General features: G+C 44.1%; 27 protein-coding genes. 4 read left to right on the forward strand and 23 right to left on the reverse strand.

Features of this window, described 5'->3' with window-relative positions; genetic code table 11:
• Nucleotides 1-46: 46 nt before the first annotated feature.
• The gene (locus BN6539_RS01415; RefSeq protein ID WP_067532867.1) at nt 47-424 is read left to right on the forward strand and encodes a desulfoferrodoxin family protein; all 378 of its coding nucleotides are present in this window, start codon (nt 47-49) and stop codon (nt 422-424) included.
• Nucleotides 425-487: 63 nt separating this feature from the next.
• On the opposite strand, the gene BN6539_RS01420 is transcribed toward BN6539_RS01415, so the two are convergent.
• Together BN6539_RS01420 and BN6539_RS01425 are read right to left on the reverse strand one after the other, a co-directional pair.
• The gene (locus BN6539_RS01420) at nt 488-1,399 is read right to left on the reverse strand and encodes a carbohydrate kinase family protein (protein ID WP_067532870.1); all 912 of its coding nucleotides are present in this window, start codon (nt 1,397-1,399) and stop codon (nt 488-490) included.
• Nucleotides 1,400-1,413: 14 nt separating this feature from the next.
• A complete protein-coding gene (locus BN6539_RS01425; protein ID WP_067532873.1) occupies nt 1,414-3,078 on the reverse strand; it encodes a nucleoside kinase in 1,665 nt (554 codons plus the stop codon).
• A gap of 108 nt (nt 3,079-3,186) precedes the next feature.
• On the opposite strand from BN6539_RS01425, the gene BN6539_RS01430 reads away from it, so the two are divergent.
• The gene (locus BN6539_RS01430) at nt 3,187-3,384 is read left to right on the forward strand and encodes a DUF378 domain-containing protein (protein WP_067532876.1); all 198 of its coding nucleotides are present in this window, start codon (nt 3,187-3,189) and stop codon (nt 3,382-3,384) included.
• A 238-nt stretch (nt 3,385-3,622) separates the two neighbouring features.
• Here BN6539_RS01430 and BN6539_RS23375 read toward each other — a convergent pair whose 3' ends face one another.
• The 5 genes from BN6539_RS23375 to BN6539_RS01455 form a co-directional block, all read right to left on the reverse strand.
• On the reverse strand, nt 3,623-4,114 hold the full coding sequence (locus BN6539_RS23375) for a YdbC family protein (protein WP_067532879.1): 492 nt from the start codon (nt 4,112-4,114) through the stop codon (nt 3,623-3,625).
• A 154-nt stretch (nt 4,115-4,268) separates the two neighbouring features.
• Nucleotides 4,269-5,915: a D-alanyl-D-alanine carboxypeptidase family protein gene (locus tag BN6539_RS01440; RefSeq protein ID WP_067532882.1), complete on the reverse strand. Its 1,647-nt coding sequence runs from the start codon at nt 5,913-5,915 to the stop codon at nt 4,269-4,271.
• A 209-nt stretch (nt 5,916-6,124) separates the two neighbouring features.
• Nucleotides 6,125-6,487 carry a VOC family protein gene (locus BN6539_RS01445; RefSeq protein ID WP_067532885.1) on the reverse strand — a complete coding sequence of 121 codons (363 nt, stop codon included), beginning with the start codon at nt 6,485-6,487 and terminating at the stop codon, nt 6,125-6,127.
• On the reverse strand, nt 6,484-6,693 hold the full coding sequence (locus BN6539_RS01450) for a hypothetical protein (protein ID WP_067532888.1): 210 nt from the start codon (nt 6,691-6,693) through the stop codon (nt 6,484-6,486). Before BN6539_RS01450 ends, BN6539_RS01445 begins: the two co-directional genes overlap by 4 nt.
• Before the next feature lie 19 nt (nt 6,694-6,712).
• The gene (locus BN6539_RS01455; protein WP_067537959.1) at nt 6,713-7,582 is read right to left on the reverse strand and encodes a metallophosphoesterase; all 870 of its coding nucleotides are present in this window, start codon (nt 7,580-7,582) and stop codon (nt 6,713-6,715) included.
• Nucleotides 7,583-7,674: 92 nt separating this feature from the next.
• On the opposite strand from BN6539_RS01455, the gene BN6539_RS01460 reads away from it, so the two are divergent.
• Nucleotides 7,675-8,085: a DUF3887 domain-containing protein gene (locus BN6539_RS01460; protein ID WP_067532891.1), complete on the forward strand. Its 411-nt coding sequence runs from the start codon at nt 7,675-7,677 to the stop codon at nt 8,083-8,085.
• A 49-nt stretch (nt 8,086-8,134) separates the two neighbouring features.
• Here the strand turns inward: BN6539_RS01460 and BN6539_RS01465 are convergent, their stop codons facing one another.
• The 16 genes from BN6539_RS01465 to BN6539_RS01530 all read right to left on the reverse strand — a co-directional run bounded on the left by BN6539_RS01465 (nt 8,135) and on the right by BN6539_RS01530 (nt 24,306).
• Entirely contained in the window at nt 8,135-10,126 is a 1,992-nt protein-coding gene (locus BN6539_RS01465) for an oxidoreductase (RefSeq protein WP_067532894.1), read from the reverse strand.
• A 446-nt stretch (nt 10,127-10,572) separates the two neighbouring features.
• Nucleotides 10,573-11,478 carry a LysR family transcriptional regulator gene (locus BN6539_RS01470; RefSeq protein ID WP_067532897.1) on the reverse strand — a complete coding sequence of 302 codons (906 nt, stop codon included), beginning with the start codon at nt 11,476-11,478 and terminating at the stop codon, nt 10,573-10,575.
• A gap of 521 nt (nt 11,479-11,999) precedes the next feature.
• Nucleotides 12,000-12,131 carry a hypothetical protein gene (locus BN6539_RS23075; RefSeq protein WP_276326612.1) on the reverse strand — a complete coding sequence of 44 codons (132 nt, stop codon included), beginning with the start codon at nt 12,129-12,131 and terminating at the stop codon, nt 12,000-12,002.
• 96 nt (nt 12,132-12,227) lie between these two features.
• Complete coding sequence (locus tag BN6539_RS01475; protein WP_067532900.1) at nt 12,228-12,770, reverse strand: flavodoxin family protein; 543 nt, start codon at nt 12,768-12,770, stop codon at nt 12,228-12,230.
• A 117-nt stretch (nt 12,771-12,887) separates the two neighbouring features.
• Nucleotides 12,888-13,613, reverse strand: coding sequence for a hypothetical protein (locus BN6539_RS01480; protein ID WP_067532903.1), 726 nt, complete (start codon nt 13,611-13,613; stop codon nt 12,888-12,890).
• Between the two features lie 142 nt (nt 13,614-13,755).
• Nucleotides 13,756-14,670 carry an SIR2 family NAD-dependent protein deacylase gene (locus BN6539_RS01485; protein WP_067532906.1) on the reverse strand — a complete coding sequence of 305 codons (915 nt, stop codon included), beginning with the start codon at nt 14,668-14,670 and terminating at the stop codon, nt 13,756-13,758.
• On the reverse strand, nt 14,667-15,197 hold the full coding sequence (locus tag BN6539_RS01490) for a protein-ADP-ribose hydrolase (RefSeq protein ID WP_317870629.1): 531 nt from the start codon (nt 15,195-15,197) through the stop codon (nt 14,667-14,669). The genes BN6539_RS01485 and BN6539_RS01490 overlap by 4 nt, the downstream gene beginning before the upstream one ends.
• A 17-nt stretch (nt 15,198-15,214) precedes the next feature.
• On the reverse strand, nt 15,215-15,424 hold the full coding sequence (locus BN6539_RS23180) for a macro domain-containing protein (protein WP_317870034.1): 210 nt from the start codon (nt 15,422-15,424) through the stop codon (nt 15,215-15,217).
• Nucleotides 15,414-16,214 (reverse strand): ABC transporter ATP-binding protein, encoded by an 801-nt coding sequence (locus BN6539_RS01495; protein ID WP_067532909.1) that lies wholly within the window; start codon nt 16,212-16,214, stop codon nt 15,414-15,416. Before BN6539_RS01495 ends, BN6539_RS23180 begins: the two co-directional genes overlap by 11 nt.
• A gap of 9 nt (nt 16,215-16,223) precedes the next feature.
• On the reverse strand, nt 16,224-17,759 hold the full coding sequence (locus BN6539_RS01500) for an ABC transporter permease/substrate-binding protein (protein WP_067532912.1): 1,536 nt from the start codon (nt 17,757-17,759) through the stop codon (nt 16,224-16,226).
• A gap of 3 nt (nt 17,760-17,762) precedes the next feature.
• Nucleotides 17,763-18,374, reverse strand: coding sequence for a 4Fe-4S binding protein (locus BN6539_RS01505; protein WP_067532915.1), 612 nt, complete (start codon nt 18,372-18,374; stop codon nt 17,763-17,765).
• A 388-nt stretch (nt 18,375-18,762) separates the two neighbouring features.
• Nucleotides 18,763-19,572, reverse strand: coding sequence for an Rpn family recombination-promoting nuclease/putative transposase (locus tag BN6539_RS01510; protein ID WP_067532918.1), 810 nt, complete (start codon nt 19,570-19,572; stop codon nt 18,763-18,765).
• Between the two features lie 136 nt (nt 19,573-19,708).
• The gene (locus BN6539_RS01515; protein ID WP_067532920.1) at nt 19,709-20,458 is read right to left on the reverse strand and encodes an exodeoxyribonuclease III; all 750 of its coding nucleotides are present in this window, start codon (nt 20,456-20,458) and stop codon (nt 19,709-19,711) included.
• Nucleotides 20,459-20,484: 26 nt separating this feature from the next.
• A complete protein-coding gene (locus BN6539_RS01520; RefSeq protein ID WP_067532923.1) occupies nt 20,485-21,399 on the reverse strand; it encodes a pseudouridine-5'-phosphate glycosidase in 915 nt (304 codons plus the stop codon).
• Between the two features lie 39 nt (nt 21,400-21,438).
• Nucleotides 21,439-22,215: an EFR1 family ferrodoxin gene (locus BN6539_RS01525; protein WP_067532926.1), complete on the reverse strand. Its 777-nt coding sequence runs from the start codon at nt 22,213-22,215 to the stop codon at nt 21,439-21,441.
• A gap of 855 nt (nt 22,216-23,070) precedes the next feature.
• Nucleotides 23,071-24,306: a pyridoxal phosphate-dependent aminotransferase gene (locus BN6539_RS01530; protein ID WP_187375440.1), complete on the reverse strand. Its 1,236-nt coding sequence runs from the start codon at nt 24,304-24,306 to the stop codon at nt 23,071-23,073.
• A gap of 282 nt (nt 24,307-24,588) precedes the next feature.
• Here BN6539_RS01530 and BN6539_RS01535 point away from each other — a divergent pair, with 282 nt between their 5' ends.
• Entirely contained in the window at nt 24,589-25,278 is a 690-nt protein-coding gene (locus BN6539_RS01535) for a M23 family metallopeptidase (protein WP_067532929.1), read from the forward strand.
• Nucleotides 25,279-25,290 lie beyond the last annotated feature (12 nt).

The following is a 25,290-nucleotide window of genomic DNA, read 5'->3' on the forward strand; positions in this document are numbered from 1 at the left end:
ATAAACATAATCAGATATACTTAAGACAAATTGGAGGAAATTAAAAATGATAAAACTATATAAATGTAATCACTGCGGAAATATTGTTAAGATGGTAGTAGATAAGGGCGTTACACCAGTATGTTGCGGAGAACCGATGCATCTGCTTGAGCCAAACACGACAGACGCAGCAACAGAAAAGCACGTTCCACTCGTTAAAATCGACGGAAACAAAGTGATAGTTAATGTAGGAAGCGCCGAACATCCTATGTCAGAGGAGCATCATATCGCTTTCATCCTTTTAGAAACAAACAAGGGTGTACAAGAAAAGCATTTAGATCCAACCGGAAAGCCAGAGGCAGAATTTGTACTTGCTGAAGGCGAGAAAGCAGTTGCTGCTTACGAATACTGCAACCTGCACGGATTCTGGAAAGCAACAATCTAACTTAATTACGCATAGAAAAAAGCAGCTCGTTCAATTGAACGAGCTGCTTTTTATTTCTATCCATCATATGTTCATTCGGCTTATGGCTTCCTGCCAGCAAATCGCCGGGTTCACCGCGGTCTTTACTTCTAGGGCAATCGAAGCACAGGCGATGCCAAGACGCGCCGTCTCCTCTGCGTCTAAACCTTTGATGTGACCTACTAAAATCGCAGCTGAAAATGCATCTCCGGCTCCAGTGGCGCTGACGATTTCTACCGGGCTTGTCCCCACGATGCCCTCACCGTCTTCGTCCCGGTAATAAGCGCCTTTATCGCCTAAGCTAATAAAGACGCGCTTTACCCCTTGTTCACAGAACCAGGCTCCGATCCGCGTCAGCGATGCGTCATTCTCAATTTTAATGCCGCTCAAAAGTTCCGCTTCGATGCGATTTGGTTTTATGGTGTGAAAGCGCCCGATGATCGGTTTTACTCTTTCCGCCTTTGACGCAGAAACCGGATCGAGGAACAATGGCACATGCAGTCTGCTTGTGATATAATCCAGGGTCTCGAAATCCAGGTTGCAATCGAGACCGACTATGCGGGAAGAGGATAGCTGATCGAGTTTATCTTCCAAAAAAGCCGGCGTTACACGTTCCAGAATGTCCATATTGCAGATTGCTACGGCCATATCATTCTCTTGATTAAGAATAGACAGATACATTCCCGTGTTGCAGTCATTCACATGGACGATGCCCGTAACATCCACTCCCAGACCAGCGAGATGATCCCTGGCGTTATTGCCCAAAAAATCATCGCCTGTTAGTGAAATCAGCCCAACATCTGCGCCCAACCGTGCTCCATTCTCAACGATATTTCGTCCGACCCCGCCGAAAGAAATCGATATATCCCCCGGGTTAGAGTCCGATGGCAGCAAAGCCTTTCGCGGACAGCCTTCTATATCAATATTAATACCTCCGATTACAGTAATATCTGCCATGCTTCATGCCCTCTCTACTCGACGAAAATACTGCCGCCGATAAACTCTCTAATGATTGAATTGTTGACAATCACATGATCGTCATCGATCGTTTTGAAGAATCTTAAGAATTTCAGCATTCTGATTGCCTCTGCATACTCCGGCTCTTCCGGTGTTATCTGTCTGAGCAAAGGCTCAGCATACTTCTTTAAGACTGCTATTTCATAAACGTGATAGGAATTGAACAACACATCTGCCTCGCTGTTGTAAGGGAAGATGTTAACATCCTCACCAGCTCTAACCTTCGGCCAACTGTTGATGGTACTCTGCGCGTTATGTCCTCTGTAAAGATTATCTCTCACCATTCTGCGGAGCATTCTCTCATCAGTGGTGGGAATTCTGTTGTGAGCATCGATATTCAGCTGCGTCAGCGGACTAATATAGATTTTAAACTTCTCTTCCTTTGGAATGTATTCGGTCAGCTTCTCATTGAGGGCATGAATCCCTTCAATGACAATTGGCTGTACTGGTTTAATCGATGTAATTCTTTCACCGAATACCTTGTGCCCAGTCATAAAGTCGAAGGTTGGAAGATCGACTTCCTTTCCCGCCAGAAGATCATTCATATTGTCATTAAACAGATGAATATCGAGAGCACGCAGATTTTCATAATCCTTCTCCCCATGTTCATCTAAGGGTGAATTTTCTCTTTCTACAAAGTAATCATCTGTACCCATATAAAGCGGATTGAGTCCGTTGACCTTCAATTGGATGCAGAGCCGTCTGGCAAAAGTAGTTTTACCAGATGAAGAAGGACCGGCGATGAGAATAATACGCTTATGCTGTTTCTTAATCATATCGGCGATTTCAGCGATTTTCTTCTCGTGCAGCGCTTCAGATAGCTGGATTAACTCCTTGTACTGACCGTTTTCAATCTTGTCGTTGAGATCAGCAACATAATTGACATCCAGAAGCTTATCCCACTTCGTCTGCTCTCCAAAGGCCTGATACATCTTCTTCTCATCTTCATATTCCGGAATGACGTTAGGGTCAGACGGGTGCGGAAATCTTAATAAGACGCCGCGACGGTATTTCATCAACTCAAAGTATTTAATATATCCGGTGGATGGAACCATAAGTCCATAAAAAAAGTCTCTGACTCCGTTCAATGAATAGAACTTCACTTGATTCAAATCCAAAGATTCACTTAAAATGCGCTGTTTTTCTTTCAGCCCGTCTTGCGCAAGGATGTCCATCGCTTCCTCGCGAGAAACGACTTCCTTGACGAAAGGGATATCCTCTTTGACGATTTCAGTCATCCTCTTTTCGATTGCATGGACCTGTCTAGCCGTTACAGGTTTTTCGGTTTTGATTTCTGTATACAGTCCTTTGTTGAGGGAGTTTTGAATTTCTACTTTCACATTTCCCAAACAGTCGTACACGGCTTTCAAATATATCAAAGACAAGCTGTACTGATAAATCAAATTCGCAGCTTGTGTACGCATATCTAATAATTCTAAATTACAATCCTCGAAGAGCTCGTATGTAAGATCTTCAAATTTGTTGTTTACTTTCGCCGCTAAAATCGTATACGGCAAAGTTTTCTCATACTGTTTATATATTTCTTCAATCGTCGTTCCTTGATTGACTTCAATTTCTTCAAAATTTCCCCGCAGTGCGGTTCGTAACTGTATTTTCATAAATGCCTCCTATTTTGGCTAATTTGTTGATACTATTTAACATTGTACCATATTTACCGGATATTATAAATATTATTGGTTAAAATACAAGTTGAAAGGAGTGATTAGATGAAAAAATTAATCCTGGCCCTCCTGATCATCGGAGGCCTCAACTGGGGACTTATTGGTTTCTTTAAGTACAACCTTGTCGACAGCATCTTCGGTGCGGACTTATTCGTAGTTTCAAGAATTATCTATGCATTAGTCGGACTTGCCGCAATATGGGCGATTTCATTTTTGTTCAGTGACAATACAAGAGAGGGTTAAAACCCTCTCTTGTTTTACCTTAGCAACATGTAGGTTCGCATGGATCACAGCAGTCGTTATTGCCGCATCCCAAAAATCCTGAATTACAGAATAACAGAACTAACAGTAAAAAGAAAAACAGCAGACTATCGTCCATACCGCCGCCTCTATTAAAACATGACATATATTTATTCCTCCTATACTTAAATTGGGTTTGATATATAATATGTCTGCAGTTTCATTTTGGTTCATAAGCAAATTAAAAAGATTCTGCCAGCGAGGTTTCCTGCCGTTTTTCGGTTTGGTATTCTGTCAGAGGTGCAGACGGCTCTGATTCTATGCGCGATGCAGCGTCTAGGGAGTCTTCTGCAGATTCTTCCTCTGGCGGCAACGCACCTTCCAAGGCGTCTTTTTCAACCGCTTCTATGGTAGTTTCCTGCTTTTTCTCTACATAAGCTTTTCGAAATTCTGCTTGTCTTTCTCGTTTTTTCAGTTCCTGATTCTGGCCTTCTTCTACTGTCTTCCTGTTGTTGCTGGCAAAATAAAGGTCTACTAACTTTCTCATCTCTCCTGGGTGCAGCGTAATTCCCCTGCTCATTCTTTCATGATGCGGATCCCAATCTCTCAGATCGTACTTGGGTGACTGACCGTTCCAAGATATGATATTGAGTTCCTTGTTCCAGCCGGAGTCATGCTGTGAAATTACCCCTAAGTATTCCCTAATTTCAAATGTGATATTCTTGTCTGGCATGTGTAAAAATCTCCTTTCTGTTTTGATTATTCGTTATATCCATATATTACCATCTATCAAATTATTTGTCAATATTTTACTGTATATTTTTTACATAAAAATAGATCCGCAATGAAAGGCTATCGAGCCAAATTGCGGATCTTTTATTTACTTATTATTTTGCCACAGCTGTCACAACATTCGACCAGCTTGAATAAATCTTATTGCCATTTACCAACTTATAGGCTTTCACCTTATAATAGTATCGCTGTCCCTTTTTTACAGAAGCGTTCACATACGACGTTTTCGTCGTTGTCTTCTTTTTACCGTAGCCAGTCGCCTTCTTCAGCGATCTGTAAACTTCATAGCCGTCAGCATTGCCAGTGGTTTTCCATTTTACTGTAACAGAGCCTTTCTTTACCGATGTGCTCGCTTTGACTGTAATGGCCTTTGCTTCATTGTAGGAGGCGTAGTAGTTCTGCGCATACTTCAGCAGCACCGCTGATTTCTCTCCTCGCTCAGCGCTGGTCTCCGCCCCTAATTCTACTGCAATAATCATCTGCGTCTTATTTCCGACCTTCAGCGGAATCGCTGATACCAGACAGCAGCCGGCTCTATTGGTGGTTCCAGTCTTCAATCCGATAACCCCTTCCATGTTGTAGAGCAGCGGATTTGTATTGCTGGTCTGGAAGTCCAGAGACTTCAGGTCTATGGACTTCTTTGAAGTGATATCTGTGATCTTGGGATATTTTTTGACAACGTAGCTGGCTAACGTAAATAAATCCATCGCGCTCATACTGTTCTGACGTTTTGACGTCACTGCACTTGCGGTGTAATTTGGCAAACCATGTGGATTATAAAAGACAGCGGTCGTTAATCCCATTTTCTTTGCCCTTGCGTTCATCATTTTAACGAATGCTGCTTCAGATCCTGCCACATGTTCTGCCAAAGCGAGAGCCGCCTCGTTGCTGGATGGTACCAGCATCGCCTCCAAAAGATCTGTCATCGTCGCCTTCTGTCCTTCATGCATGTGGATAACATAGTCTTCAGAATATGATTCTTCTTCTACAGCTTTTGACAGCACGACGATATCATCCATGGAGATTTTTCCTGCATCTATCGCTTCCATTACCAGCAGATAAGTCATCAGCTTCGTCGTGCTGGCAATCGCCGCTTTGCTGTCCTTTTTGCTAGAATAAAGAATTTTCCCCGTGTCTCCATTGCCTAGAACGGTACCGTGTAAAAAGCTGAAATATCCGTCTTGATCAAGCTGGTCGATGTCAACGACAAAACCCTTCGCTGTATTAATCTTCAAAGTATTCTTTGCCGAATAATCGGCGTCAATATCCAAAGCCAATGAAAAGTCCACGATTTTGATGTAAAAATCATTGTCGGCTCCAGCCTTATAGCCATAATACTTAACGGACTTCCCGTCAATGGTCATCTTGGCCATCTGAAAAGAAACGTTTCCCACTTGTCCATCTCCCGGCTCATTTTCGCCTCCAACAGGCGTATATGCCTCACCTGTTTCAATAACCATCGTTCCGCTTTCTTCATCAAAGGTCATTGCAAATCCTTTCGCCGTCCCGCTGAGCGCTTTGGCCATGTCTCTCATAGACACATAGGTGTTGTAGGTATAAGATGCATTATACGCCTTGACCGTTACAGGATCTTTTGCGTCCACAATGATCTTCATATCAACAGGGTTTAGTTGGTCTCCTGCAAAGCTGATGCCAGGCATGCCGAGGCACATGGTAACGGTCACTGCCAGAATTAAAAATAAGCTGGCAAATCTCTTCCTCATGCTGTTTTGGTTTTTCATGTTTCTTTTTCGTCCTTTCTCTTCTAGTTTTCATAGGTTATTGACCTAAAGCTTTTCCTAATTAAATTAGCAAATTACATGCCATTCCAAAACTATGAAAGAAAGCCTTTAAGATTACTGAAATTTCCAAATTTATGAAGATTGCAGAGTTATGCCAGCTCTTCTATTTTCCTGTTTTCGGGATGAGTTTTCCCGATTTACGTATTCCTTTACTCTTCTACAAACTGAATATCGATGCCATTGGGGTCCTTTACGAAAAAAAACCGGCTCTTTGGGTTAGGGCTGATGACATCGCTGACTGCATACCCCTTTGCCTTTAGCTCTGCCATTTTTCCGTCTAAATCCTTCGTTTCAAAGCCCAGGGATAGGGCGGCATCCTCTCTGCGTCCGTCAAAATCAGCGCGGCATAGCAGCTCCACCTTCGTTTCAGTACCCTCAGACTTCATAAAGGCAATTTCCGTGCCCGGTCCTGCTGGAAATCGGTGTTCCAGCTGAAGTCCAACAACTTCTTCATAAAAAGCGATCGATTCTTCCAAATTCTTTACATGCATTGTCGTCCATAAATACTTCATTTTTCATTATCCTCCTCTTTATGATCCTCTGCTTTCTGACAGCAGCTTTCAATCTCTGCTTTTTCGTCTGCCTGCTCATAGGCTTTTCTTTCTGCTTCATCACAGAAATGATCGACAAACTGTCCGGCAGATGCCGCTCCCAGTGTGCCAGTCGTTTTCAAAACAGTTCTGGCTCGGTCCAAAATCGACGATTTTCTTTTCATCATTCGAAACACCCTCCTTACCTCACGATCCGCGATTCAGATCTACGACAACGATTTCCGGTCTGTTCAAAAAGCGAAAGGGAAACACGCTGTTACCCAATCCCCTGCTGATGACCATGGTCGTACCCTCTTTTTTATGCATGCCGCTGGTCAGCTTTGGCAGGGTGCCCTGTCCAGGTGCAAACAGTCCTTCTGTAAAAGGCAGTCTGATCTGGCCGCCGTGGGCATGACCGGCAAAAACCAAATCCACCTTATCATCGGCATAAGCATCGAGGAATTGAGGTTCGTGTGTCAGCATGATGGTCAATTCATCCGTTCCAATGCCCTCTGTCAGTCGATCAACCATATCGGTAATCACCGATGGATCGTAAGCAGTCGCCGTTCTCCCTATTGACGTCTTGCTCGCATAAAGGGTATATTCCGAAATGCCAATCAGATGAATCTGCTGTTTGCTTCTTTGCACGGCCGTCGTCTCATCAAAGAGAACGTTGACACCCATCTGCCGCAGTTCATCATAAAATGCCTTCATTCTTTGCTCTGGCAGGGCCAATTCGTGGTTTCCGTTCACATAATAAACCGGTGCAATTTCGACTAACCCCCTGATTGCTTCCAGACTGGCTTCGTAGCTGGTATGATTTCGATCAAGCAGATCCCCTGTAAAGACAATGATATCCGGCTTCGTCTCCGCCGTTTTGTCCAGAAGTTTCTTCTGATGCTGGCCAAAGTACTCACTTTGCAAATCAGAAATCTGTGTGATGCGAAATCCCTCAAATTGTTCCGGCACCTGCTTGTTTCGGTATTGATACTTTGTCACGACTAGAGACTTGTTGTTCCAGCAGACAAAGAGCGCCAGTGCCAACAGCACAGAAAACACGATTAAAATCTTTATCATAGTTTTATTAATTCTCATCTTTCCCCTTTTCTAAACTTGATAACATTATAAATTAAAGGTATAATGATGGCAAGACAGAAAGGGTGAGAAATATGAAAAAGAGATATATCGTGGTACCGGCCGCTATGGCTCTCCTTCTGGGGATCTGCGCCAGCTGCGCGTCAAATGAATTGCCATCGGGATTTGACAGAGATCAGGTTATTAAAACATCAGAGGGATTTATCGATCAGTTAAACGCTAAGGATTATGCGCGCTGTTACGACCAGTTCAGTGACGTGATGAAGGAATCCATGAGCCAAAAGAAGCTAGAGAATACGTTTACGTCCATCTTCGAAGGACTGGGAGGGTTTGTCCGATTTAAGTCCATATCCCTTTCCTCTTCTAAATCACTTGGTGTAGAATATGCAGTATGCATCGTCAAATGCCAATACGAAAACGAAGCCGCCACCTTTACCATATCTTTGGACAAGGACATGAAAGTCGGCGGATTATATATCAAATAAAGAAGAAGCTGCATCAGGAGAAATCATTTCCGACTGCAGCTTCTTTTGTTCATATATGATTTGCTACTTCAAATGCATCCCAGATGCCGTACATAATGTTGGACACTTTCTTTGCATCCCCCAGCAAATAAATCTCCGGAACATCAAACTCCAACTCGTGATACAGCGCATTTTCTTCTTTGTACCCTACCGCCAGGATTACACTGTCCGCTGGGATTTTCTTTGTTTCACCGGCGCTTTCTGCCGTTAAAATCCCATTTTGATAGTCTGTAACCCTTGCAGAGGTTATCACTTCTACTCCACGATATGGCACCAATTTCTCCAGCATGTCTTTATTAGCATGGCACAGCGGTCCGTTGACGGCCAGCAGCTTATCTAAAGCTTCGACGATGGTAACCTTCTTCCCTTGCTGGCTGAGCCAGAGTGCTGTTTCGCAGCCCACCAGGCCGCCGCCGATGACCACCGCCGTTTCACCACAGTCCGTTTCTTTGTTCAGTACATCTGCCGCTGTGTATACGTGCTCATCCTCTCCTAAAGAGAAAACCTTCGGTGACGATCCCGTAGCGATGATGACCGCATCAAAATCTGCTGCCAGCACGTCTTCTCGGCTGATCTTGCAGCCATAATGAACAGGAACCTCCAGTTTTGAAAGCTGTCTTTCGTACCACTTGGCAAGGGCAATGTCGTCCTCCTTAAAATCAGGCGCTCCGCCGGGAATCAGATTACCGCCCAGCTGCCGGCTCTTTTCAAATAGCTCCGGCCTGTGTCCACGAATAGCCAATACTCTGGCCGCTTCACAGCCTGCAACACCACCACCGACGACCATGACCTTTTTGCTCTTGCAGATCGGTTCATAGGCCGTCACCCGCTCTCTGGCAGCCTGCGGATTCACCGCACAGTTAATCATGGAATACTCCTGGATTCTGCCCATACAGCCCTCATGGCAGGAGATGCAAGGTCTGACATCTTCCAGCCTGCCTGACCGCAGCTTGTTGACATAGTCTGGATCGGCTAATAGCGGTCTGCCCAGACTGATGACGTCACATTCCCCATTTTCCAGAGATGCTGAAGCCATTTGCGGATCGTCCATACGGCCTGCACAGAGCACCGGCACGTCCACTACATCTTTTACCATCTTGCAGTATGGCCGGTAGAGGCCTTTTTCCTGATACATAGGCGGATGGTTCCACCACCATGCATCGTAGGTTCCAACGTCGGTATCCAGAGCGTCGTAGCCGTATTCTACCAGCAGCCTGGCCGCTTCCAGCCCCTCTTCTATATCCCGGCCTTTCTCTTCAAACTCTTCACCTGGCAGTGCACCGTCGCGCCAGTCTTTAATCATACTTTTGACGCTGAATCTGAGCGCAACAGGAAAATCGTCTCCGCAGCGCCTCTTAATTTCCTCTACCACTTCTCTGGCAAAGCGCAGGCGGTTTTCCAAACTGCCGCCGTACTCATCGTCCCTTTGATTGAACATTGAAATCGCAAACTGGTCTAAGAGATAGCCTTCGTGAACCGCGTGGATTTCCACCCCGTCAAAACCGCCTCGCTTGGCGTTGTATGCGCCGTCGCCAAAGGACTTGACGATGCTGTGAATTTCCTCTTTTGTCAATGGCCGGCAGGTCTTGTCCAGCCATCTGTGCGGAATGGGGGACGGTGCGACTGGCGGAAATTCTCCCAGGTTTGTAGGAATCGTCACTCTGCCGAACCCTCCGGACATCATGAGAAAGATTTTGCTGCCGTATGCATGTACCCGCTCCGTCATCTCTTTGCTGGTTCTGATAAAGTGTACGGGATTGAAGGTCGAGTTGGGACAATTGGGCATGCTCTGCTGTTCCACTTCGCAATCAGAAAAAGTGACCCCGGTAATGATCAGTCCAGTGCCACCCTTTGCTCTTTCTGTATAATAATCGATCCCTCTCTGGTTGAAGCCTCCCTGCGCGTCAGAAAGCCCCAGTGGTCCCATAGGCGCCATAGCGAATCGATTTTTGATTTCCACCGAACCGATTTTGATCGGTGTGAACAAGTTCTTGTACTTCATGTTAACCTCCCCAGTTCATATTCTAGTAATAGTATATGCCCTGCCTTTGTGGGAGCGTTATCAAGAATCATCTGTTACGTAGAAGAAGATTTTTTCTATGATGTTCCGTTTATTGTATTCGCACAAAGATTCTATTTTCCGTCAGTTCCTCCCGATACGCATGCCCAAATTAAAATAGATTAAAAATCGGCATATTTTCGCAAGACAGCCTCTTTATGCGCATGGCAAACAAACACATACAGCAAAATCGGCGCATTCGTGTGATTTCTAGCCGGAAATCTCCTTGCCTTGAACAAACGCGCCGATTTTTTTCTGTTAAAAGCATTACCATACGTTTTTGATTGGTACTGTCAAAAATATGCCGATTTTAAAGTGCATAGTGCCCTATCACGGCGATTAGCAGAGCAAGCGTTAAGAAAATCCCTGCCAAAACGCCCACGCTTTGGTTAGTTGCCGTTTTTGTCTGAGCAACACTCCATTAAGAAGTCCTTTTTTATGAACTCTTCAAACTTCTGAATCAGTCTGTAGGAGCCGATGGCCTTTCGATAGACGCCGTAAACTTCCCATTTCAGTTCCTCTTCAAAGGGTATTGCACGAATGCCATTCATCTGCACGTCTTCCAGAGAAAAAGCAGTCACGACAGCCAGGCCGTACCCCTGTCTGCACAGCTTATGCTGGAAGTTGGCATCTGCCGTCTTCGCAATAATAGTTGGCTCAAAACCCCTCACCTGGCAGGTTTTCTTAAAATCATGGTACAAATTGAAATGTTCATTCAAAGTGATCAGCGGCTCGCCTTCCAGCATGTCGATGTTTACTTTCTCCTTCTCATATAGAGGATGTCCTTCGTAGGCAAGGAGGTATACGTCGTTTTCTGCCAGTTTTCTGACCATGTTGTCTTCGTTGTCCCAACCGCCGACGATAAAACCGTACTCGATTTCAGATGCGTCGATCATCGCCTTCACCTCTGAATTCGCATACTCACACCACTCCACTTTCACTGGCGTATTTTCCTCAATAAAGTCCTGTATCAGCTTAAAGGGAATGACATTGAACACCCCACAGGCGCAACCGATCCGCAGCACATCTTCTCTATGGGAAAGCTGCTGCACTTCGTTTCTGATCTGTTCAAATTCTTCAATCAGAAGACCTGCCCGTTTATATAGAAGCTGCGCGCTTTCTGTCGGCGTCACGCCCTGTTTTGCCCGTTCAAACAAAACCGTGCCCAGCTCATTCTCCAGGGACCTGATGTTGCTGCCAAGGCCCTGGGGCGTGATATACAGCTGCTTGGCAGCCTTGTTGATGCTCTTCTGCTCATATACCGCCTCAAAGCACTTTAAATCCTTAATGTTCATCCTGCACCTCATTTATTTTCGTCTATTATCATGCTACAATAGTACGACAAAAAATACAAGAGGTGGAATCTGGGATTCAAAGAAAGCCGCTTCTCTAAAATCATTTCCAGCGGCTGTGTTCTTACTCGCTGACGTATTCTCTTGCAGCTTCTCGACTGAGCTGATATTTTTCTATCAATTTATCTTGAATCTGCTCTTCTGCCAGGCCCAGTTCATGGCAAACGCATGAAGTAAAATACGACCCTTGCTTTAAATCAGGCAAAAGTGCCTGAAACGAGCAATTCTAGGTGCATTTATGGCAAATTACAGCTTTCAGCAGTCTCTTCCGGGAACAAAATAGCTCAAATTTGACTGAATAAAGCTTAAAAACATGTTTTAACACAAAAGATTCCCACTATATAGATTTCTTGTCCATTCGCACTTTTTACATTTTATGGTATAATATCCAAAAAACATCTTACATTTTTCAAAAAAGTGCCTAAACTGACCAAAAAACAAGAATTTATGGCGGATTACTTGGTTCATGCGCATTTATCTGCACCATAGTCCGTATCTTCCAGTGCGTTAAATAGCGCTAAGGCAGATTCCTTATCAGAAAAAAGCATACAAAATACCGAATCCTGGTGGTTATGCAATGGCTTTCGTTCTTCCATAATATTTCCTCCTCACAAATATGGATAATTATGGCAGCATAATATCGCGCTTCATCCAAGAAATTAATGCTTTAATGTAATTTATTTGCATCATCTTTATTGTATCGTTTTCCCCATTTCAAAGGCTTCCTGCAGCGCTGGATTGTCCTTGATGTCGCCGATGGCATCGACGCCGCCGGCAAATACGCTTCCCGCCAAGCGGGCTTTCGGGAAGCATCTGATCCAGCCTTCTAACCCGTGCACCGCATACTCTGGCGTGTCAGCTCCCTCTTCCGCCGCAGCAGTCAGCATATACACATTCCGAAACTGATAATCCGCACTGTACAGCGGGTTTGCCCGGTCAAGCATGGTCTTCATCTGCCCGCACATTTCAAAATAGTAGATTGGTGTGGCAAAGGCGATGACATTGACATCCTTCATCTTCTGGGCAATCATATCAGCGTCGTCGTGGATGATGCACCTCTTTGTCTCCTGGCAGGCAAAGCATCCCTTGCAAAATCCAATCGTTTTGTCGTAGAGACAGATTTTCACAACTTCGTTCCCCGCTTCTTTTGCACCTTTTACAAATTCCTCTGCTAAAGCGTCGGAGTTGCCGCCCTTCCTCGGGCTGGTGGAGATTACTAAAACTTTTTTACTCATGGCTTTCGTTTCCTTTCATATGTATAATGTGCAGTCTTTGCTTTGTTTAAATTATTATATGTGAAGAGTATAGATATCTCAAAAGCATATCAAGTTTTCGCAGGATCAATCGTCAGGTCAGGTGAGAGGCGGTATAGCTTCTGCCTCATCGCTCTGAATCATCAGATAAATCCCATCCAGAAATCCGGCATCATTGACGCAAGGATAATGGTAGGTCAAAGGCTCTCCCTGATACTCGCCTGTAACAACTGAGACCTTCGGGATAAACAGAATCGCTCCATATTTGTAGTCTTCAGACGGCACAAGGCCTTCACCAGCGTAGGATGTCCCCTTTTTCTGCAGTCCATATGCCTGCTCGACCGCCGCATCCACATCTGACTGGTCAATTTCCTTTTCTGACAGCTCCCCGTGCGCAGTCAGCCTCCGTGTAAAATCCATGCTGCCACTGATGCCGATCAGAGACGCACGCTCAAAGAGCGCCGTAATTCTCCCGGCATAGACTTTTGCAAACTGCTCTGTCAGACCCATCGGCACAAAGTCACCGCCTTCAAACTCGCCAGTCTGCTCTTTCTCCGTTTCTCTCGTAACGATCTGCAGGAACTCTTTTTCTGTCAACGCCGTTATCACTCCATCTTCCATCAAAACAGCCTCTGTGATATGGCAGCCTTCCTCCTCCATATCAAAGACCGGTACATCTGGCAAGTCCTCTTCATTCATAGGCACTTCCCATTTGACTGCGGGCTTTTTGGGCGCTTCTGCTGAAAGCTTCTCTTTGTTACATCCGAAGAGACCAAAAATCAAAGCTGCACACAGCAGATACGTTAGCAGATGTCTTGGTTTCATGATTTCTCTCCTTGCTTTTCTTTTCCTAATTACTCTACGAATCCTTATATTTTAAATATACTTCTAAAAGGCATGTAGGTCAATCAGATTTCTAAATATTAAAAATAATTTAAAAAATGAAAATCAAGAAATTCTATGCTCTTTAAACGTGTTCACCGTCAGCTAGCGTCTTTAACACTTCCCCAACATCTCCATTAATGCAAACTGACTTTGCACCCAGCTCCGCCGGCGCATAAGCCTCCCCTAAGTTTATACAAGCATAAAACGCCTTCGGGCGCCTGCTGACCATCCGCCAAAAGCTGTACTTGATAATGGCCGGCGTATTGTACCCTGTGCCCAGTTCCAGAAACAGCGTCCGTTGGTGCTGCGCCTCGCGCAAAAACGCTGTATAACGCTCTGATGCTGTCTGCCAGCCCGCATCTTCTACAAACGTATCGTCTGCTCGCAAGTTCATAGTCAAAGTTTTACCGCACCGCGGGCAGTATGGCACCAGTTCCGTTGGAATGGACATTGCGGGACGGACACCCTGAGGCAGCGTCAACTGACCCTTTCCATCTACGGCAAAACCTTGCGCTTCTATCATCTTCCGTACCTGCTCTTCATTATCGTAGGTCAGATTATGGCAGGGCTTGCTGCACTGACAGAGGCCGTAGTCCCCCTGGGTGTAAAAGAGCCGCTCTTTATCAAACCCCGCCCTCTGAAATTGGTGATCCACATTGGTGGTCAATACGAAATACTTTTTTTCCTGCATCAACTCCAAAAGCGCATTGTAGACCGGCTTCGGCGGATTTTGATAGCGATTGATCCAGATATAACGGCTCCAATAAGCCCAATATTCTTCCAGCGTTTGATATGGATAAAATCCGCCGGAATACATATCATCAAAGCCGTACTTATCTCCGAAGTCTTGAAAATATCTGCTAAATCTCTCTCCCGTATAATCAAAGCCTGCAGAGGCTGACAAACCTGCTCCTGCGCCAACGATGACAACCTCCGCTGCAGATAGCTGTTCCTGCAGACGGCTAACTTTATTTTCTTGATTCCCTAATTTCCTCATTGTCTCTCACCCAATAGTTCCTCATAAATCTGTCGATCCAGATCTTTGAACACATTAAACACGACCTTCAGATTACTACTCTTCTGATACTCTCTCACCGTCTCCACAGCAATCTCCGCTGCCAGATGATTAGGAAAGTGAAATTCGCCAGTGGAGATACAGCAGAAGGCCACAGACTCCAGTTCGTACTGCTCCGCCAAAGCCATGGAAGACAGATAGCAGGCGCGCAGCGCGCGTCGGTCCTTTTCTTGAACCGCATCGGCTATAATCGGCCCCACCGTATGAATCACATATCTCGCAGGCAAATTATAGCCCGATGTAATCTTTGCACTGCCGGTTTGCTCCAGATGCCCCTGCCGTCTCATGATTCCTGCACATGCGTTTCTGAGCCCAACACCTGCAAAGGTATGAATGGCGTTGTCGATACATCCGTGACAGGGACAAAAACATCCCAGCATTTGACTGTTGGCTGCATTGACGATGGCGTCGATTTTTAAAGCTGTAATATCCCCCTGCCAGAGATAGATCCCATGCTCCTTCTCCTTTAAATCGTGAAATCAACGAGACCTTTATTCTCTGCCATAGTCTGCAGAAGCTGGTTTTCTTTTTTCATGTAATCAGGCGGCATTTCCCCTGGCATTTTCACGTTGACCAAAGAGCGGTACAGCCGCCAACGCTGCGTCAAGTCAGTCGGTATCTCGATCTCTGGATCTAGGCGCCTGATCAGATACTCCAAGTCTGACTCAATGTTCATGGTTCATCACCCCGCAATACTCACAAGTCAAAAGCTTCTCCTCTGGTAAACCGCAGGTACGCCGCTCTTTAGCAACCAATTGTCTGACAAAGTCTGTGGCAGGATAACGCAGCAGCGCCGTCGGCTCAGCAAATTGCTGAATCTGACCTTTGTCCATGACCAGCACTTTCGTTCCCAGCTTCAAAGCCTCTGAGATATCGTGAGTGACAAACAGAATTGTGATTCCAGTCTGTTCATAAATCTTCCGCAATTCTTCCTGCAGCTGCACGCGAGTAATTTCGTCTACTGCGCCGAAAGGTTCGTCCATCAGGAGAATGTCCGGCGATGCCGCAAGGCTGCGGGCAATACCCACTCTCTGCTGCTGTCCGCCAGATAACTCGTCTGGAAAACGTTTCAGCATCAACGGGTCAAGGCCGACGATCTTCATCCACTTCTCCACTGCTGCTCTGGTTCTGGCCTTATCGTCTTTGTTTAGCAGCTCAGGTACATAAGCGATGTTTTTTTCCACCGTCATGTGAGGAAACAGAACGCTGCCTTGAATGGAATAACCAATATTTCTGCGAAGGGCAATCAGATCTTCGTTTTTAATGTCCTTTCCTTCTACATATACCGTGCCTTCATCTGGCGCAATCAAACCGTTAATCATTTTTAGGATAGTCGTCTTGCCGCAGCCAGAGCTGCCGATAATCGTCACAAACTGCCCCCTTTCAATAGTCAAGTTGAAATGCTCCACGATTGTCTGTTGGCCGTAGGCCTTTTTAATATCTTTAAATTCGATTACTGTATTCATTCTATCCCCCTATCTGACAAAACCTTTGGCCTTCAAAAACTCATGGGCAACGTCTTTTGGTTCTTTTCCTTTGCCCTCTACCTGATAATTCAGATCTGCCATCGTTTTATCGTCTAAAATTCCCTCTAGGCCCTTGAGGACCTCTTTCAGCTCTGGATGCTTTTCCAGTGTATCCATGCGCACCACATTACCACACATATATGATGGGTAAAATTGCTTATCGTCGATGAGTACTGCAATATCTGAGACGCTCAATTGGCCATCGGTGGTGAAGATCGTCATCACATCTACTTTTCCCTGGTTGATGGCTTTGTATTTGAGACCGATATCCATGTCAGATGTTTTCTGGAAGCGAAAATCATAAGCATCGCACAGGGCGTCATAACCATCCTCCCTTTCATAGAAATCGTACTCAGCGCCGAAAGTCAAGAAATTGGATACTTTTGCCAAATCGGAATAGGTCTTCAGATGATACTTGTCTGCGATTTCTTTTCTCACTGCCAGGCCGTAGGTATTGTTAAAACCGTACATCCCGCACCAAGTTAAGCGGACATTTTTTTCGTAAGATTCTTTTAAGCTGTCAAACATGCTTTCATCATACAGGCTTTCGTTTTTCAGCACCATATTCCAACCTGTACCCGTATATTCGGGGTACAGGTCAAAGTCGCCTTTTTCAATAGCCGGCTCTATGTTAGACGTACCGCCTCCCACTCCCTGGGTCAAAACCACTTTTAAATCCGTATCCTGCTCTACGAGTTCTTTCAGCATTTCTCCAAGGATGTACTGCTCTGTCATAGGTTTTGTTGCAATCTGTATAGTCTTGTCGCCCGCGCCGCCTAATACATTACTGCCAATCAAGGCCACGCAGGCCAGAACCGCGACCATTGCAGCAAACCCTTTTCTATGCCTTTTCTCTGATTTCCTCTTTGTCAGCTTCTCGACGATTCCCAGCAAAAGATCGACGACAACTGCCAATAGGGCAATCAGGAGACTGCCAGCGATGGTCATAGCAGCGTTGTTTGTCGTAATTCCTCTATAAATTGCTACCCCTAAGCCGCCGGCGCCAATGAAAGAAGCAATACCGGCCAAAGCGATAGTCATGGTCGCCATATTACGCAGTCCAGACATGATGACCGGCATCGCGAGAGGCAGCTTGATCTTAAACAGAATCTGACTCTGGGTGCTGCCCATTCCTTTCGCAGCCTCGATAATCTGTTCGTCAATGTTGGTCATTCCTGTATGAGTATTCCTGACCATGGGCAGCAAAGCGTAGATTGTCAGGGCGATAATCGCCGTCGTATTTCCAATTCCTGAAAACGGAATTAAAAAGCCCAGCAGCGATATGGAAGGAATCGTATAAATAAAGTTGACAAACCCCAACACGTATTTAGAACTTTTTTGGTATTCGCTGATAAAGACACCCAAAACAAGACCGGCAGCAAGGGCGATCAGGATAGATACCAGCGAGATGAACAAGTGCTCCGTCAGCAAGGACAGAAAAAAAGTCCTCTTTTCAATCAATAATGAAAATATATCGTTTATCATCTGTTAACGTCCTTTCTTTTCGACTGCACCTGCCGGGCACGTCTCCATACACAATCCGCAGTGAAGACAATTTTCTTGTTGTATTCTATAAGGCTCACCTGAGCAGATACATTTTTGAGGGCAATTCTCTGTACACTTTCCGCAGCCAATGCAGGCGTCTGTAATGCAGAAGCCTTTTTTCTCCTGCCTTGCACTGCCAAACGGAAAGCTTTCCCTATGTATCGGCGTACATCCCAGATTAAAGTATTCCACAGTTCCTTTATCAATACAAAAAGGTTCCAGAACATACCTGCTGTCACCAGGATATACATCATTCATGACCGGGTTATACTCAAAAATCTTGTCAATCCAATATTTTTGTTCTTTCATTTTTATGATATCCCCATTGAGACGAATCATCTCGTAATCTTTTGTCATCGCACAGACAGCTATTTGAGCGTGCTCCGTCAATTCCTGATAAAAGTCTTTCCCCCTAGCTGTCAGGAAATACAATTTCTCCCCTTCTGCCAGCATGATATCTATGATTCGCACTTGCGGATGTCCATGTCGGTCAACCGTTGCAAAGCTAACATCCTTGATTTCTCTCAATACCTTAAAACAATCTCTTGCATCCATAATTTACCTCCTTCATGTATATAGTAGTACTATACAGCCTCATCAGGTCTTTGTAAAGAAGGCACATTTTTGTGACCTAGTATCCTTGACAAAGGAACTGCAGAATCTGTTGGCTTTGATACGACTTGCATAATTTAAAAATTAGAAAAGACTGTTCACAATCAGCTGATTCTATTTCAATCATGCAAACAGTCTTTTTTCTTTTTCTGTAGTCAATCCATTTCCTGGCAAGCTGCTTCCGCTAAAAGCATTCTGCATTTTTTCTTTTATATTTCAATATAAAAAACAACGAGCAATTCTTACAACTGGACTTACATCCTATAAGAATACTCGTTGTATTTCTACTGTAACAGATTTTTTCTGACCATGTAAGTGATTATATTGACCCTTATAGTTTTCCAATCTTCTCTGCAGAAAAACCTGTAATTCGGCAGATTATTTCAATGTCAATGCCCTCGGCCTTCATCTTTTTTGCATCCTCCAATTTCGCCTTTTCTTCACCTTTCGCTTCACCTTCTGCAAAAGCCATATCTTTTTCTATTCTCATCTTTTCTTCCAATGTCATCAACCTGCGCCTCCAGTCTGAAGTGTTATACTTCTCCACCTGTTTATGTAAAGCCTTAATGAATGTGTCGTCCTCCGGTACTTTCATATTGTTCACATAGTCAAAAAATGGGACTAATTCAGGCGGCGTGTTTTCTTTAGGACTCCTTGTATTTACTATTATTTTACGGGAATTGTCTCCGTATGGCAAGTTGTTTTTGCAGTCATAGTTTTGGAAATGATAGATTGCCTGGCCACGATTGTAGTAATCAAAGGTACAGATAAAAATAACATAATTGTTCTTTAATTGATAATAGTGACTGCCTTTATTAATCTGATCAATATCCATAGCTGCCCCATAGTAACGGCCACGCATAGGGAGATATGGGTCAGAGACATTCTGCATCTCTAAATTGTACCAATCGGGGTCATCGGTAAATAGTACGTCCAGGCGAACGCACTTAGATATAATGCCAGTGATAATTGTCTTCTGCAGGTTTGTATTAGAAGCGTCACAAACTTTCAATTCTTGAATCTTCCTTCCTGGAAGGATACGTTCCAGTAGATCTTTGCATAAAACCTGATTCTGCATGACTAAGCCAAACATCAAATCATTGTTCAGAGGATATTGGATATTCGTAGTTTGATTGCTCATAGGTTTCCTTTCGACAAACTTCATTTGTTATTTGTAATTATTTTACTGTAAATATCTTACATCACATTATTTAATTTGTCAATACCTGCCAAGAAAAAAGATGGCATTCCCTTGCCATCTTTTTATCGTTTTTCTATTATAAATTTATTTCCAGTTCCACCGGGCAATGGTCGCTGCCCATAATATCCGTATGAATTTTGGCATCTACAATCCTGTCTTTCAGACGTTCGCTGACGATAAAATAGTCAATACGCCACCCTGCATTATTCTTGCGGGCATTAAATCGATAAGACCACCAGCTGTAAATCCCGGTAGCATCTGGATACAGATATCGAAAAGTATCTACAAAACCTGCATCCAGCAATTTTCTCATCTTATCGCGTTCCTGATCAGAAAATCCAGCGTTATTTCGATTTGTCTTTGGATTCTTCAAATCAATTTCTTCTTTTGCTACATTCATATCTCCGCAGATAATGACAGGTTTTTTGTCATCCAGCTCTTTAATAAAGGCTAGAAAGTCCTCTTCCCATTTCATTCTGTAATCAATACGTTTCAACTGATCCTGCGCGTTGGGCACATAGACAGTTATCAGATAAAACTTCTCATATTCTAAAATTATGGCTCTGCCCTCATCTTGATGATCCCCAAAGTTTTTTTGTATCGCCAATGGTTTTTCTTTCGCAAAAATCGCCGTTCCAGAGTACCCCTTTTTCTCTGCGCTACAGAAGAATTCTTCATATTCCGGTAAATCAACCTCAGCTTGTCCTTCCTGCATCTTCGTCTCCTGTATGCAGATAAAGTCTGGCTCCAATTCCCGCATAGATTCTATAAAGCCTTTTCCAAGACATGCCCTCAGTCCATTCACATTCCACGATATTAATCTCATACTTCTACTCCTGTTCCTTTACAGATTTACAAATTACAAAGTTCAACCGCTGTCTGTGCCGCAATTTTGGCATTGTTATATACCAGCTGAATATTGGCTTCAAGGCTGTCGCCTCCAGTAATGTCTTTCACTTTTGCCAGCAGAAACGGCGTCGTTTCTTTGCCATGAATTCCTTTTTCAGCAGCCTCTTTGATAGCTTCGTTGATGGCTCCGTTTATTGCCTCGCCGTCCATGGAATATTCCTCTGGAATCGGGTTTGCAACCAGCATACCTGTATGCAAACCACTGCCGCGCTGTGCTGCAAAAGCCTCTGCAAGTTCCTTTGGTGTATCCAATTGGTAATCTACGCGAAAACCGCTTCTTCTTGTGTAGAAGGCCGGCAGCTCCTCAGTACCATAACCGATAACAGGAACCCCTTTTGTCTCCAGATATTCCAATGTCAAGCCTAAGTCAAGTATTGCCTTGGCGCCTGCACAAACTACCATAATTGGAGTCTGGCCCAGTTCCTCCAGGTCAGCTGAAATGTCCATAGTCTGCTCTGCTCCTCTGTGAACGCCGCCTATTCCACCTGTTGCGAAGATTTTTACACCTGCCATATTTGCAATTATCATCGTGGTTGCTACTGTTGTCGCTCCATCCAATTTTTTAGAAATAGCGACTGGGATATCACGCCTGGAGCACTTGACAATGTCTGTCCCCTTTTTTCCCAAATACTCGATTTCCTCTCTTGTCAGCCCGCATTTCAGCCTGCCTCCGATAATAGCGACTGTGGCCGGAACTGCACCATAATCTCTGATAACCTGCTCTACATGAATAGCCGTCTCTACGTTTTGCGGATAAGGCATGCCGTGAGAGATTATCGTCGACTCAAGGGCGACGACTGGCCGCCTATTCTCAAGCGCCTCTTGCACTTCAAGTGCAGTATCTAAATACTTATTCATCTGTCTTCCTCCTTGCTGGTCAATCTTTTAGAATATATGTCATACGAATAGTTCCGGCTCCTTACGTTTGCTGCAAGCGCTGGCAAAAGTTTTTGACGCGACGGCGTATTTCGGCCCGCCAAAAGACCGTGCTTTTGCTGTACAGCTTGCGATACAAGCGGTACACATAATGCACTTCTTTTTATCAGTCTTTCTTGGCGTTTCACTGTTAATCGCATGCACAGGACAAACTTTGACGCAGGTTCTGCATTTGGTACAGTTCTTATCGGCTTCCGGAGCCATAGACGGCTTCATGTGAGCCCTATATGGTCTGTTCCCCGGCAATAACAATTTTTCATTATTGTCTGGATCAAAGTCTTCCAATTTAGCGCTGCATTTCTGTATGAATTCCTCTATGTACTTTTTGTCCTCTTCATCAGGACGTCCGGCCGCCACATGATTAAAAACAGAGTGCTGCGCAATAAACGCGGCGGCGCCAATTATCCTGAAACCAACATCATCTACCAAATCTTCCATTTCAACTAAAGCGTCTTCATACTCTCGATTACCATAGACTGCTATGACGATTGCCGGTGTGTTCATTCCACGAAGATGCTTAATTGAAGAGAGGCAATATTCCGGAATTCGGCCGCCAAATACGGGCATGGCTAAAATTAGCAGTCCGTCTTCAGCGATATTGACTTTCTTCTCTATTCTGTGCTCTAAAATATCGTGATATTCCTTTTTTCCAGCAAAACCTTCGCTGATTTTTTCAGCGATTTTTTTCGTGGTCCCCGATGGACTGAAATATACGACACTTACTTTATTGACCTGCATAATACACCTCCGTAATGTTTTCTTCCTTGCGGCAACGCCGTGAGATTGTGAAAACATTATACCATGTGCATTCCGCTGAAATATAATCGCAGTACATGATTCAATGTTTTCTTCCTTGCGGCAGCGCCGTGAGATTGTGAAAACATTATACCATGTGCATTCCGCTGAAATATAATCGCAGTACATGATTCAATGTTTTCTTCCTTGCGGCAACGCCGTGAGATTGTGAAAACATTATACCATGTGCATTCCGCTGAAATATAATCGCAGTACATGATTCAATGTTTTCTTCCTTGCGGCGATGCCGTGAGATTGTGAAAACATTATACCACAATTACCTTTTTAATTACATACTTCTTCCACCCTTTTATGCGGCAAACGCAGGAAAGATCATAATACCTTCTTTGCCCTGTCCCTGGTGCCGCACGTGATCTTGCCGTCAATAGCGCTGAAGATGATATCCGGCAAGATCGTGCTTTATTAGAATACCGCTAAAATCTGAGGCCCCGTTCTAACTGTATTTTTACATTCTTACTTTTCTTGAATTTGCCATGTAATGCAGATTGCACCTCACGATGCTTTTGTACTTTTTGAGTGTTTCTGCTCATCCTGCACAAATTTCTCAAACATTTTTTGTGCAGGAAATTGAAAATAGTAGCAAAAAGTACAAACATATTGTAGCGACAAAGACATAAGGGTGACAAGGCGCCAAGATGCCCATACGCCAATGGCGATAAAGTCCCATTGTCAATATGCACGGCTCAGCTTTCTTACCCTTGCCGTACACCCATTTACACATGAAAAAAGACACGAAAAAACATTTAAAGTTCTAACGTGTCTTAGCAAATCTATTTTCTACTCTTCCATAGCGCGCTTAATTTCGGCTGGAATTCTTCTACATTTCTCCTCTGAAATCGAGGCAATGGATACTCGTAATCCCATCGCAAGAGGTACTAGGAAAATCCCTTTTTTCTCCAGCTTCGCACTGATTTCATCAGGATTATCACAAGGGATAGAAGCAAAGAATCCGGCATCAAAAGGCACGATTTTCAGCCCTGCTTTAATGGATTCCTCTTCAAATGCCTTTCCTCTGCTGAGCAGCATTTCCCGAATGTCTTTTCTCTCCTGCGTCACTTTTTTCAAAAGTTCTTCATCTGCAAAGATATTCGCAATGATGCTCTGACCAGCTTTGGCGCTGTTTGACCAAGTACCTCTCGATGAAAATTCGCAGACGCGCTTAAACTCTTCAGCGATTTCCCTTGTCGGTGCCAGACAAATCATAGCGCCGCATCTCATTCCGTAGATTGTAAAAGTCTTTGACATGCTATATGCGATAATCGGCAAAATGTTTGCCGGCAATGTTTCTAAAATCGGTAAAAATTCTCTATATTTATTCTCATCTCCAGCGAAATCAATGTAGGCTGCGTCCACCAGAAGGGCAATACGATTCTCTGGCGCAACATAACTCAGACAATCTACTACCTGCTGCCAATCCTCATTGCTGAGCGCATAACCAGTAGGATTATGTGCCGGCGTGTTGATAATGATAACCAACCGATCCTGAATTTCTAATATTTCATGCACTTTTTTAGAAAATGCCTCAATGTTAAACTGCCCGTCTTCAGTGAACAGTTGATAAGTATCAATGCTTCTGCCAATCTCTGAGGTAATTGTTCTATAAGGTGCCCAATGCCAGTCACTAGTCAAAACTTTATCACCCGGGCACGAATAATTTGCTATTGTATTTCTGATCGAACCGGTGCCGCCTGGTGTCGCTACTGCTTCTACATAACCTTTCGGTTCATATTTGCCGAGGGCTGCTTTGATTGCAGCTTTTTTATAAGCCGGCGTACCGCCAATTGGCGCATATGCCGCATATTCTTCTGGTTCCAAACCCATATAGGTATCGTCTACGGAAGAAAGAACCATTAAATCTCCATCGTCGTCCAGAAGTGTTCCTATGGTGGCATTGACAACCGCATCAGGTCCTTTTTCATTTATCATTTCGTTCGCCCTGCGACTGATCCCAAAAATCTTATCCTCTGTGGGAATGTTTCTTCCATTCTGTGCTGCCATTATAAATTCAGCCATATTGTCACCTCCAAATTGATAAAAAAGACATCTTTCATATATAATGCCTAAATGCATACGATAAATTCGCCAAACACTAATCGGACAAAATACCATACGACAAATGCCATACCAGCCATAGGCTGAGGCGTTTCAGCATAAATTCTGTCACGCAGCTCGATGAACCTCTCGCTGGACAGAATGTCATGAAAACATTCTACTATGAACTCCTTAATTTTACAAGTTAATATTAGTATGAATACACGTTTTAGTGGTGATAATAGATGACAGGAGGTGAAGAAAATGCGACAAGTTGAAAGAAAAAAAGGGAAAGACAAGGTTGCCGCTGTTTTGATGCTTTGCTTCTGTCTCATAGCTCTGACATCTATTTTCACAATAAAGGCTAGTATTAACAAAATCTCTAATAGTGCGAATGATGTGCCTGTTACGAAAAAGACCACCACTGATCAGGATAAGGACGCAGATGATCAGAAGAAAGGACAGGAAAGTGATAAGTCAGAAGAAGCATCCGCTAGCGTACCCATTGTAGATAGTAATAAGCAGTCATCAAAATCGAATTCGTTCAAACTGCCTATCGATGCAGACAAAGGTAAGGTATCAAAGAAGTATTCTATGGACATGGTTATTTACAACTCGACTCTCGATCAGTACATGACCCACCCAGGTATGGATATCGAGGCTCCTCAGGGAACCAGTGTCAAAGCGATCGCAAACGGAACAATTACGGACATATATACAGATGATGCCTATGGAATCACCATCGAGATCACTCACAGCAATGGCTATATCTCCAAATACAGCAATCTCTCCACAGATAAGCTGGCTGAAAAAGGCGATACGGTAAAACAAGGCCAAGTAATCAGCAATGTGGGTCAGACAGCGCTCTATGAATCCATGGAACCGACCCATCTGCATTTTGAACTGATGAAGAACGGTGATCTCTGCAATCCTGCTAAATTTATCAAGTATTAATTTCCCAAATAG

Source organism: Emergencia timonensis (assembly GCF_900086585.1).
Classification (GTDB): Bacteria; Bacillota; Clostridia; order Peptostreptococcales; family Anaerovoracaceae; genus Senimuribacter; species Senimuribacter timonensis.

Excerpts from the sequence above, each read along its gene's own strand:
- BN6539_RS01530 (WP_187375440.1), bottom strand. The coding sequence starts at position 24,306 with ATGGCTGAATTTATAATGGCAGCACAGAATGGAAGAAACATTCCCACA.
- BN6539_RS01465 (WP_067532894.1), bottom strand. The coding sequence starts at position 10,126 with ATGAAGTACAAGAACTTGTTCACACCGATCAAAATCGGTTCGGTGGAA.
- BN6539_RS01450 (WP_067532888.1), bottom strand. The coding sequence starts at position 6,693 with ATGATGAAAAGAAAATCGTCGATTTTGGACCGAGCCAGAACTGTTTTG.
- BN6539_RS01485 (WP_067532906.1), bottom strand. The coding sequence starts at position 14,670 with ATGAGGAAATTAGGGAATCAAGAAAATAAAGTTAGCCGTCTGCAGGAA.
- BN6539_RS01460 (WP_067532891.1), top strand. The coding sequence starts at position 7,675 with ATGAAAAAGAGATATATCGTGGTACCGGCCGCTATGGCTCTCCTTCTG.
- BN6539_RS01535 (WP_067532929.1), top strand. The coding sequence starts at position 24,589 with ATGCGACAAGTTGAAAGAAAAAAAGGGAAAGACAAGGTTGCCGCTGTT.
- BN6539_RS01500 (WP_067532912.1), bottom strand. The coding sequence starts at position 17,759 with ATGATAAACGATATATTTTCATTATTGATTGAAAAGAGGACTTTTTTT.
- BN6539_RS01505 (WP_067532915.1), bottom strand. The coding sequence starts at position 18,374 with ATGGATGCAAGAGATTGTTTTAAGGTATTGAGAGAAATCAAGGATGTT.
- BN6539_RS01415 (WP_067532867.1), top strand. The coding sequence starts at position 47 with ATGATAAAACTATATAAATGTAATCACTGCGGAAATATTGTTAAGATG.
- BN6539_RS01470 (WP_067532897.1), bottom strand. The coding sequence starts at position 11,478 with ATGAACATTAAGGATTTAAAGTGCTTTGAGGCGGTATATGAGCAGAAG.
- BN6539_RS01445 (WP_067532885.1), bottom strand. The coding sequence starts at position 6,487 with ATGAAGTATTTATGGACGACAATGCATGTAAAGAATTTGGAAGAATCG.
- BN6539_RS23180 (WP_317870034.1), bottom strand. The coding sequence starts at position 15,424 with ATGAACATTGAGTCAGACTTGGAGTATCTGATCAGGCGCCTAGATCCA.
- BN6539_RS01440 (WP_067532882.1), bottom strand. The coding sequence starts at position 5,915 with ATGAAAAACCAAAACAGCATGAGGAAGAGATTTGCCAGCTTATTTTTA.
- BN6539_RS01495 (WP_067532909.1), bottom strand. The coding sequence starts at position 16,214 with ATGAATACAGTAATCGAATTTAAAGATATTAAAAAGGCCTACGGCCAA.
- BN6539_RS01430 (WP_067532876.1), top strand. The coding sequence starts at position 3,187 with ATGAAAAAATTAATCCTGGCCCTCCTGATCATCGGAGGCCTCAACTGG.
- BN6539_RS01420 (WP_067532870.1), bottom strand. The coding sequence starts at position 1,399 with ATGGCAGATATTACTGTAATCGGAGGTATTAATATTGATATAGAAGGC.
- BN6539_RS01520 (WP_067532923.1), bottom strand. The coding sequence starts at position 21,399 with ATGAATAAGTATTTAGATACTGCACTTGAAGTGCAAGAGGCGCTTGAG.
- BN6539_RS01480 (WP_067532903.1), bottom strand. The coding sequence starts at position 13,613 with ATGAAACCAAGACATCTGCTAACGTATCTGCTGTGTGCAGCTTTGATT.
- BN6539_RS01525 (WP_067532926.1), bottom strand. The coding sequence starts at position 22,215 with ATGCAGGTCAATAAAGTAAGTGTCGTATATTTCAGTCCATCGGGGACC.
- BN6539_RS23375 (WP_067532879.1), bottom strand. The coding sequence starts at position 4,114 with ATGCCAGACAAGAATATCACATTTGAAATTAGGGAATACTTAGGGGTA.
- BN6539_RS01475 (WP_067532900.1), bottom strand. The coding sequence starts at position 12,770 with ATGAGTAAAAAAGTTTTAGTAATCTCCACCAGCCCGAGGAAGGGCGGC.
- BN6539_RS01455 (WP_067537959.1), bottom strand. The coding sequence starts at position 7,582 with ATGATAAAGATTTTAATCGTGTTTTCTGTGCTGTTGGCACTGGCGCTC.
- BN6539_RS01425 (WP_067532873.1), bottom strand. The coding sequence starts at position 3,078 with ATGAAAATACAGTTACGAACCGCACTGCGGGGAAATTTTGAAGAAATT.
- BN6539_RS01510 (WP_067532918.1), bottom strand. The coding sequence starts at position 19,572 with ATGAGCAATCAAACTACGAATATCCAATATCCTCTGAACAATGATTTG.
- BN6539_RS01515 (WP_067532920.1), bottom strand. The coding sequence starts at position 20,458 with ATGAGATTAATATCGTGGAATGTGAATGGACTGAGGGCATGTCTTGGA.
- BN6539_RS23075 (WP_276326612.1), bottom strand. The coding sequence starts at position 12,131 with ATGGAAGAACGAAAGCCATTGCATAACCACCAGGATTCGGTATTTTGT.